This window comes from Mesorhizobium sp. M7A.T.Ca.US.000.02.2.1, assembly GCF_003996995.1.
GTDB lineage: Bacteria > Pseudomonadota > Alphaproteobacteria > Rhizobiales > Rhizobiaceae > Mesorhizobium.
In genome coordinates this window covers 1-8,132 of record NZ_RZTT01000279.1, presented here as the reverse complement: position 1 = coordinate 8,132, position 8,132 = coordinate 1, and the positions used below count along the sequence as shown (strand labels likewise).

The window sequence follows — 8,132 nt, the reverse complement described above, 5'->3', positions numbered from 1 at the left end:
CGATCTTTCGAACGAAAATGCGCCGGCGGGCCGGCGCATTGGCTCGTCCTGGTCCTGGATTCAGGACATGAAAATTGCCGAGGTGGGCTGCCCCCGACGCCTTTGTGCATGACCCCGAAAATCAAAATCAACCTTCGGATGGCAACATGCACAAAACAGAAATCAGGCTGCGCCTTTGACGCTGACGCCCTTCTCGACGAGGAATGTCTGCAACTCACCGGCCTGGAACATCTCGCGGATGATATCGCAGCCGCCGACGAATTCACCCTTGACGTAGAGCTGCGGGATCGTCGGCCAGTTGGAGTATTCCTTGATGCCCTGGCGCAGTTCGGCGGAGTCCAGAACGTTCACGCCTTTGTAGTCGGCGCCGATATAGTCGAGGATCTGGACGACCTGGCCGGAAAATCCGCATTGCGGGAAACCGGGCGTGCCCTTCATGAAAAGGACGACGTCGTTGCCCTTCACTTCATTGTCGATGTAGTCGTTGATGCCGCTCATGGAATATCCTTTCCCGCCTGTGGGAGTCAGGCTCGAAACATACCCTTCAAATAAACCCAACGATTGCTCGAAACAAGACGTTAGCCGCGCCGCGGCTGAAATGGCGCAAAGGATGGGCCGTGTTGGGCCAAGCGCTAAGGGTCAGTTGGGAACGCTGGTCTGCAAGGCGAGTGCGTGCAGCACGCCGCCCATATTCCCTTTCAGCGCGTCATAGACCATCTGGTGCTGCTGCACGCGGCTTTTCCCCCGAAAGCTCTCGGCCACCACCTCGGCCGCATAATGGTCGCCGTCGCCGGCGAGATCGCGGATCGTCACCTTGGCGTCCGGAATGCCGTCCTTGATCAGTTTTTCGATGTCGTGGGCGTCCATTGCCATGGCAAAATCCTGTTTCGAGCGGCCGGTGTCAGGCCATAAGATGAGAGTCGGGCGAGCCTAAAGCCTTTCCGGTCCGGATTGAAGCCGTTCTGTCCCACCAACGGCAAGACGGCCCGACGGCTTCAGAGAAAGACTAGGCCGGTGGGCTTGCTTCATCCTCGGCAACGTCGTCGCGTGTCGAGAAAGCACGGCCAAGGCTAAAGGCCAGCACATAGAGCGGCGCGTTGAGCACGAGGCCGACAATGGGGAGATAGCTCGTCATTTGCCAAGCCGGTGAGAAGAACCCCTGGCCATAACCGTCGCAGATGAGCGACGAGCCGTACTCCCACAACGCGCCTACGACCATCGCGCTGGCAAAAAGCTTGATGCAGGTGACGATATGCCTTGCCCGTGCCGGATCCGGCGCCAGGCGGTCCCACAGAACCAGGCAGATGATCGGGACCGCGTAGATGAGATTCTGGGCGATGAGCATGGGGATGGCGCCATTGGCCGCGGCAAGGAACTCCGCGCGCGTTTCCAGCCGCATGCACACCTCGCTCGAGGTTGTCGACAGCAGGAAAAAGACGAACGGTCCCAGGAACCAGAAGAAGAACAGCGACGGCCAGAAAACGACTGCAAGCAGCGCCCGGGCAGCCAGTTTCCTGTGATTGATCATGAGTTTCCCGAAAAACCGTTCCCACTTTTCGGGATCATGCTCTCGTCAACTGGCCTGGTCCATGAAGCGGGGGAACCAGCCTTCGTGCGCCGCGGAGAGTTCGCTGACCGGGATTGCCCTGGCGTCGCCAAGCTTCAGCGCGCTGCCCCCGGTCGAGCCGATCCACGGCGCGAAGATGCCGAGTTCGCCCTGCTGCTTGCGAATGGCGTCCCATTCGTCACCATGCGGATCGATCGACAGCGTCAGGAGATAACGGCCCTGGTCCTCGCCGAACCAGACCGGGATCGGGTCGGTGCCGACAAGCCCGGGAACGGCGGCGCCGATTCCGGACGCCATCGCCATCTCGGCAAGTGCAACGGCGACACCGCCATCGGAAACGTCATGCGCCGCTGTGACGATGCCGGATGCGATGAGCGCGCGCACATGGTCGCCGACGCGTTTTTCGTGATCGAGGTCGACCGGCGGCGGCGGGCCATCCGTGCGGCCGTGTACGTCACGCATATAGACCGATTGCCCGAGATGCGTTCCCCAGGACGCCGGCGCGCCGACCAGCAGGATCATCTGGCCCTCGGCCGCAAAGCCGGTCCGCACCATCTTCGACCAGTCGGCGATCAGCCCGACGCCGCCGATGGTCGGGGTTGGCAGGATGCCCTGGCCGTTGGTCTCGTTGTAGAGCGAGACATTGCCGGAGACGATCGGGAAGCCAAGCGCGCGGCAAGCGTCGCCGATGCCCTTCACCGCGCCGACCAGCTGGCCCATGATCTCGGGCCGTTCCGGGTTGCCGAAATTGAGGTTGTCGGTGGCGGCCAGCGGCAGAGCGCCGGTGGCGGTCAAGTTGCGCCAGCATTCGGCCACCGCCTGCTTGCCGCCCTCATAAGGGTCGGCCTCGCAATAGCGCGGCGTCACGTCGGAGGAGAAGGCGAGCGCCTTGGTGGCATGGCCTTCGACCCGCACCACGCCGGCATCGCCGCCTGGAAGCTGCAGCGAATTGCCCTGGATCAACGTGTCATACTGCTCCCAGACCCAGCGGCGCGAAGACAGGTCGGGCCCGCCGAGCAGCTTCAGCAGCGCGTCGGCAACGTCGGCTTGCGGAATGTCATTGGCGGCCAGCGGCGCCGGCTTTTTCGGCTCGACCCACGGCCGGTCATATTCCGGAGCCTTGTCGCCGAGATCCTTGATCGGCAGATCGGCGACCTGATCCCCCTGGTGCAGCACGCGGAAGCGCAGATCGTCGGTGGTCTTGCCGACGATGGCGAAGTCGAGCCCCCATTTGTGGAAGATCGCCTCGGCTTCCTTTTCCTTTTCCGGGCGCAGAACCATCAGCATGCGCTCCTGGCTTTCCGACAGCATCATCTCGTAGGCGCTCATGCGCTCTTCGCGCACCGGCACCTTGTCGAGATCGAGCTCGATGCCGAGGTCACCCTTGGCGCCCATTTCGACCGCCGAGCAGGTGAGGCCGGCGGCACCCATGTCCTGGATGGCGATGACTGCGCCCGAGGCCATCAGTTCGAGGCTGGCTTCCAGCAGGCACTTTTCGGTGAAGGGATCGCCGACCTGCACTGTCGGGCGCTTCTCATCGATCTTGTCGTCGAATTCGGCCGAGGCCATGGTGGCGCCGCCGACACCGTCGCGGCCAGTCTTGGCGCCGAGATAGACGACCGGCAGGCCGACACCCTTGGCTTCCGACAGGAAGATCGCATCGGTCTTGGCAAGGCCCGCCGCAAAGGCGTTGACCAGGATGTTGCCATTGTAGCGGGCGTCGAAATTGACCTCGCCGCCGACCGTCGGCACGCCGAAGGCGTTGCCATAGCCGCCGACGCCGGAAACCACGCCTGAAACGAGGTGCCGGGTCTTGGGATGGTCAGGCGAGCCGAAGCGCAGCGCATTCATCGCCGCGATCGGCCGGGCGCCCATGGTGAAGACGTCGCGCAATATGCCGCCGACGCCGGTCGCCGCACCCTGGTAGGGCTCGATGTAGGACGGGTGGTTGTGGCTCTCCATCTTGAAGACGACGCAGTCGCCATCGCCGATGTCGACCACGCCGGCATTCTCGCCCGGCCCCTGGATGACCTGAGGTCCGGTGGTCGGCAGCGTGCGCAACCATTTCTTCGAGGATTTGTAGGAGCAGTGCTCATTCCACATCGCCGAGAAGATGCCGAGTTCGGTGAAGCTCGGCTCGCGCCCGACAAGATCGAGGATGCGCTGATACTCGTCGGGCTTGAGCCCGTGTGAGGCAATGAGCTCGGGGGTGATCGGCACGGAATTGGAAATGGTCATGGGCGGCGATTTATATCCGGGACGTTGGGATTTTGAGTCCCGTCTTATCGCAAGCCTTGCGGCCGATACACCCATGGATTGACGAAAAACGACGGAAAACCGGACAAAGCCACGCAGTGTCAGGAGAAGCTGTCGTAGCCGGCGCGGCCTTCATCGAGAAGTCGCCGGATCGCCGCGACGCCTTCAGCGATATCCCCGCGCTGTCTCGGCTGCGAAACGCCAAAGCGGACGCCATGGAAAACCTGCTCGGAACGGCCGGCCTTGAATTCGTCCTCGTCGTCGATCAGCACGCCGTGCTCCAGGCAGGCGTTCTTGAAGGTGCCGGAAAGCCAGGGGTCGGGCAGGGTCAGCCAGACAAAGGGCACCCTGTCATGCGACTTGACCGCGAAGCCGGCCAAAGTCTCGCGCACGATGGCGATGCGGGCGCCGATTTCGGCGATGCTGCGCTTGCGTATCTCATCCGCCTGACCTGACAGCACCAGCCTTGTATTCACCTCCGCCAGCAGGAAGGGCATGCCGCCGGTCATCATCTTGTGGGCGACACGGATGCGGTGGCGGTAGGCGGGCGGGCAGGAAAGCCAGCCGCCGCGCACACCGGCTGCGACCGACTTCGACAGGCCGCCCGCGACAATGGTGCGTTCAGGCGCATACTCGGCCAGCAATGGTGTCGGATCGTCGGTCAGATTGCCATAGAGGTCGTCCTCGATGAGGACGACGTTGTATTCGCGTGCGACATGGGCGATCGCCTCGCGGCGCGCCGCCGACAAGGTGGCCAGCGTCGGATTCTGCGCCGTCGGCATCAGGAAGATCATCTTGGGATGCTTTTGCGCGCAGACGCGCTCGAAGTCCTGCGGATCGATGCCTTCCTCGTCCGATGCCACCAGCGCGGTGCGCCTGCCGATCAGGCCGGCGCTGCGGGAAATCTGCGAGTAGGTGAGGTGCTCGAAGGCAATATAGTCGCCAGGCATGGTGAGCGCCGCGATCGCCGCCATCACCGCCGCATGGGTGCCGAGCGTGGGAACTATGGTGTCGGCACTCGGACGAAACGAATTGCGCGCCAACCAGCGGGCGCCGGCTTCGTACCATCGGTCGGGGAAGTCCCGCGTGTAGCTCGAAATCTCATGCGGATGGTCCTGCGCCGTGCGCGACAGGACACCGGCGACGATGTCGCCTTGGCCGATATCAGGTGCTGCGGTGCTGTCGAAACGCAGCTTGCCCTTAGGCGCATCGATATAGCGTGTGCCTTCGCCGCCGACGTCCGGAGCCGGAAAATCCGGCTTCGCGCGCTGGCCGAGCACATAGGTTCCACGCCCGACTTCGCCGCTCACCAGCCCACGCTCGCGCAGCAATTGATAGGCCCGGCCGACCGTGCCGACGGTGGTGCCGATGTCGTAGGCGAGGTCGCGCTGCGGCGGCAGCTTTGCGCCGGCATCGATCACGCCCCGATCAATGTCCGTCTCGATGGAATCCGCCAGGCGCTGATACAGCGGCCCGGAGCCGGTGGTGAGATCGGGAAGCCAAGTTGTCATGGTGACAATTTTCTATATTGCACCGAGAGATGAGTCAATACATATCAATCGCGTGCAGAAAAGGGTACAATCTAGAACGTTGGCAGAAAGAAAATGAATACAATCGCGACAATGCGTCATTCGAGCGCTGCATTATCAGGCCAATCGACACGTCCATCGGCTCAGCGCGGTTTTGTCAGCCGTCTTGTGCGCGTGCTGAGGTCGCTGGCAAGATGGATCGACAACCTGCTGGATCGCCGCCGCAGCCGGTTGGCGCTGCTGGAGATGACCGACGACCAGCTCAAGGATATCGGCGTCACGCGCTGCGACGCCCACCGCGAGGGCATCAGGCCGTTCTGGGACTGACTGTGACCCCAAAAGCGGGAACCGGGTTTTGGGAGATAATGGTCCTGGGAAATGCGGACAGGACGTCCGTACAGTTCTAACGGACGCTCGATGCCCTGGTGCGTGCAACGGCATGGTCCGCAAGGACGGCGACCACGCACAGCACGAGGAAAAGTCCGGTGATGGCTGCGGCCGAGATGAGGACGCCGGTCGCGCCGTTCTTGGCGATGTCCAGGAAAGGGTAGGGCACCTCGCCGGCAAACGGCGCCCGCATCAGCGCATAGACCAGATAAGCGATGGGATAGATCACCCACCAGGAAATGTCGCTCCAGCGCGTCCTGCCGTCAGCGCCCGATATCAACCACCACAGCACGAAGAGCACCGGCGTCACATAATGCAGCAGGACGTCGCAGAGCAGGAACAGCCCCTGCGGCTGCCAGAGTTGTGCCAGGACCGTTGCGTAGATGATGAAGACCAGCGCGATCGAAACCGCAACGCCGGTGCGCATCCGCGCGCCTGCAAAGGCCGGCAGCCAGGCATAGAAGGTGGGTGACAGCAGCGACGTGTACACCAGCACCGCGCCGATGTTTGTCAGGATGGTGAAGAAGCTGAAGACGAAAATGATTGAGCCAAGCAGGCTGCGGCCGGCTTCCATCGATGCCGGAATGCTGATGCAGAACTGCAGGATGAGCCCGGCCAGACCGATGACCAGACCCGCGATCTGCAGGAACCGGCCCATGGGCTAGGCCGTCGAGGCGCAGGCCGGATTGCCGGCCTGCCAACGGGCGATGTCCGAGCCGATGCGGGCGCCGAGCGGATCGTTCATCAGCGGTCCGAAGACGTCGACGCGGCTAGAATTGCCTTGCGCTTGCACGACCAGCAAAGGTTTGCCGCCATAGTGCTTGGCCGGCACCAGCAGGAAACGCGGCGTGCCGCTGAACGAATTCAGCTCATTGGCCATCTGGTACGGTTTGAAGGCTGGGTCCTTGCTGGCGATCCAGCATTTGTGGGCAGCGATCGCCACTTGTTCCATGGCCAGCAGCGCAGCACTTTTGCCTGAGGGAACAGGCGTGCTCTTTGGCGTCGACTGGCAGGATGCCAGCACAAAGCCCGCCGCGGCGACCAGCGCGATCGTCTTCGACTTGATCAAGCGGCACCCATCTCAAGTTCGGACAGAAAAATCTTCAAACCATCGGTCATCTCGCCCCACACCCGCGACAATGCCGGGTGTTGCGAGGCGATCTGCTGGTAGGCGTCGAATTTGGGATAGGCGTCGAGCAGGTCGTGGCGTCCCGTCATGGCGCGGAAATTGTTGAAGATGAACCGTGTCGGCGTCAGCCAGGCATCGGCGAAGCTGATGTCGTCGCCGAGTGCGAAGGGCCCTTGCGCCATGCGCGCCTCGATCGCCGCCAGCCCGTGATGCAGGCGGGCAAATTGGGCGTCGATCTCGACATTGTTACGCTTCGGCACGAAATGGAGCTCGAAAAGCTTCATCGTTGGGGTCAGCACGTCGAGATCGGTGATGCGGGCGAACATGCGCACCAGCGCGCGGTCCTTGGAATCGGGCGGCAGCAGCGCCGGTTCCGGAAACCGTTCCTCGAGATATTCGGCGATGACCACCGATTCGACGATCGTCTCGCCCGAGCCGGTGATCAGCACCGGAATCCGGTTCATCGGCGAGATGGCGCGAAACTCTTCCGGGATGGGAAAACCGGGCGGCGGCGCGATGATCTTGAGCGGTACGTCCTTGATGTAGGCCAATGCCCGCACGATCGACGAGTAGGGCGACAACGGCCGCGAATAGAGTTTCATGACCGTCTCTCTCCCCAATGAATCAGACTTGCTCCAAAGAGACAGGAATGTCCGGCTGTTTTCAAGCTGTTCGCTTCGATATCGTCAGGCGGCGATGCCGAGGGCGCTCTCGAACAGTCCGCGGCCATCGGTACCGCCATGGGCTGCTTCGATCAGGTTTTCCGGATGCGGCATCAGCCCGAGCACATTGCCTTGGCTGTTGACGATGCCGGCAATGTCGTTGATCGAGCCGTTGGGGTTGGTGCCCTCGGCATAGCGGAACACCACTTGGCCTTCGCCTTCGAGACGGGCAAGCGTGTCGGCGTCGGCGAAATAATTGCCGTCATGATGCGCGACCGGCGAGCGGATGATCTGGCCCGGCTGATAGCGGCGGGTGAACATGGTGTTGGCATTGGTGATCTCGAGCTTCACCTGCCGGCAGACGAATTTCAGCGAGGTGTTGCGCATCAAGGCGCCCGGCAACAGGCCGGCCTCGACCAGGATCTGGAAACCGTTGCAGACGCCGATGACCGTAACGCCCTCGGCCGCTTTTTCGGCCACTGCCCGCATGACCGGCATGCGCGCGGCGATCGCGCCACAGCGCAGATAGTCGCCGAAGGAAAAGCCGCCCGGAATGGCGATCAGGTCGACATCGGGGATTTCGGTATCGGTCTGCCAGACGG

The 8,132-nt window shown here is 62.6% G+C and carries 10 protein-coding genes; 1 reads left to right on the top strand and 9 read right to left on the bottom strand.

Annotation, left to right across the window (positions count from 1 at the left end):
- Positions 1 to 162: 162 nt before the first annotated feature.
- The 5 genes from grxD to EOD15_RS23205 all read right to left on the bottom strand — a co-directional run bounded on the left by grxD (position 163) and on the right by EOD15_RS23205 (position 5,334).
- On the bottom strand, positions 163 to 498 hold the full coding sequence (grxD, locus tag EOD15_RS23225) for a Grx4 family monothiol glutaredoxin (protein WP_006332883.1): 336 nt from the start codon (positions 496 to 498) through the stop codon (positions 163 to 165).
- Between the two features lie 141 nt (positions 499 to 639).
- Positions 640 to 873, bottom strand: coding sequence for a BolA family transcriptional regulator (locus tag EOD15_RS23220; RefSeq protein ID WP_127321523.1), 234 nt, complete (start codon positions 871 to 873; stop codon positions 640 to 642).
- A gap of 133 nt (positions 874 to 1,006) precedes the next feature.
- Positions 1,007 to 1,528 carry a hypothetical protein gene (locus EOD15_RS23215; protein WP_127408864.1) on the bottom strand — a complete coding sequence of 174 codons (522 nt, stop codon included), beginning with the start codon at positions 1,526 to 1,528 and terminating at the stop codon, positions 1,007 to 1,009.
- 45 nt (positions 1,529 to 1,573) lie between these two features.
- Positions 1,574 to 3,805 carry a phosphoribosylformylglycinamidine synthase subunit PurL gene (gene purL, locus EOD15_RS23210; RefSeq protein ID WP_127408863.1) on the bottom strand — a complete coding sequence of 744 codons (2,232 nt, stop codon included), beginning with the start codon at positions 3,803 to 3,805 and terminating at the stop codon, positions 1,574 to 1,576.
- 119 nt (positions 3,806 to 3,924) lie between these two features.
- On the bottom strand, positions 3,925 to 5,334 hold the full coding sequence (locus EOD15_RS23205; protein ID WP_127322610.1) for a PLP-dependent aminotransferase family protein: 1,410 nt from the start codon (positions 5,332 to 5,334) through the stop codon (positions 3,925 to 3,927).
- 93 nt (positions 5,335 to 5,427) lie between these two features.
- On the opposite strand from EOD15_RS23205, the gene EOD15_RS23200 reads away from it, so the two are divergent.
- The gene (locus EOD15_RS23200; protein ID WP_127322611.1) at positions 5,428 to 5,679 is read left to right on the top strand and encodes a DUF1127 domain-containing protein; all 252 of its coding nucleotides are present in this window, start codon (positions 5,428 to 5,430) and stop codon (positions 5,677 to 5,679) included.
- 76 nt (positions 5,680 to 5,755) lie between these two features.
- Here the strand turns inward: EOD15_RS23200 and EOD15_RS23195 are convergent, their stop codons facing one another.
- From EOD15_RS23195 to purQ, 4 genes are all read right to left on the bottom strand, one after another.
- The gene (locus EOD15_RS23195) at positions 5,756 to 6,397 is read right to left on the bottom strand and encodes a Pr6Pr family membrane protein (protein ID WP_127322612.1); all 642 of its coding nucleotides are present in this window, start codon (positions 6,395 to 6,397) and stop codon (positions 5,756 to 5,758) included.
- A 3-nt stretch (positions 6,398 to 6,400) separates the two neighbouring features.
- Complete coding sequence (locus EOD15_RS23190; RefSeq protein ID WP_127322613.1) at positions 6,401 to 6,808, bottom strand: hypothetical protein; 408 nt, start codon at positions 6,806 to 6,808, stop codon at positions 6,401 to 6,403.
- Positions 6,805 to 7,470, bottom strand: coding sequence for a glutathione S-transferase family protein (locus tag EOD15_RS23185; protein ID WP_127408862.1), 666 nt, complete (start codon positions 7,468 to 7,470; stop codon positions 6,805 to 6,807). Before EOD15_RS23185 ends, EOD15_RS23190 begins: the two co-directional genes overlap by 4 nt.
- Before the next feature lie 84 nt (positions 7,471 to 7,554).
- The coding region (gene purQ, locus EOD15_RS23180) for a phosphoribosylformylglycinamidine synthase subunit PurQ (RefSeq protein WP_127408861.1) at positions 7,555 to 8,132 on the bottom strand (578 nt) is incomplete at its 5' end.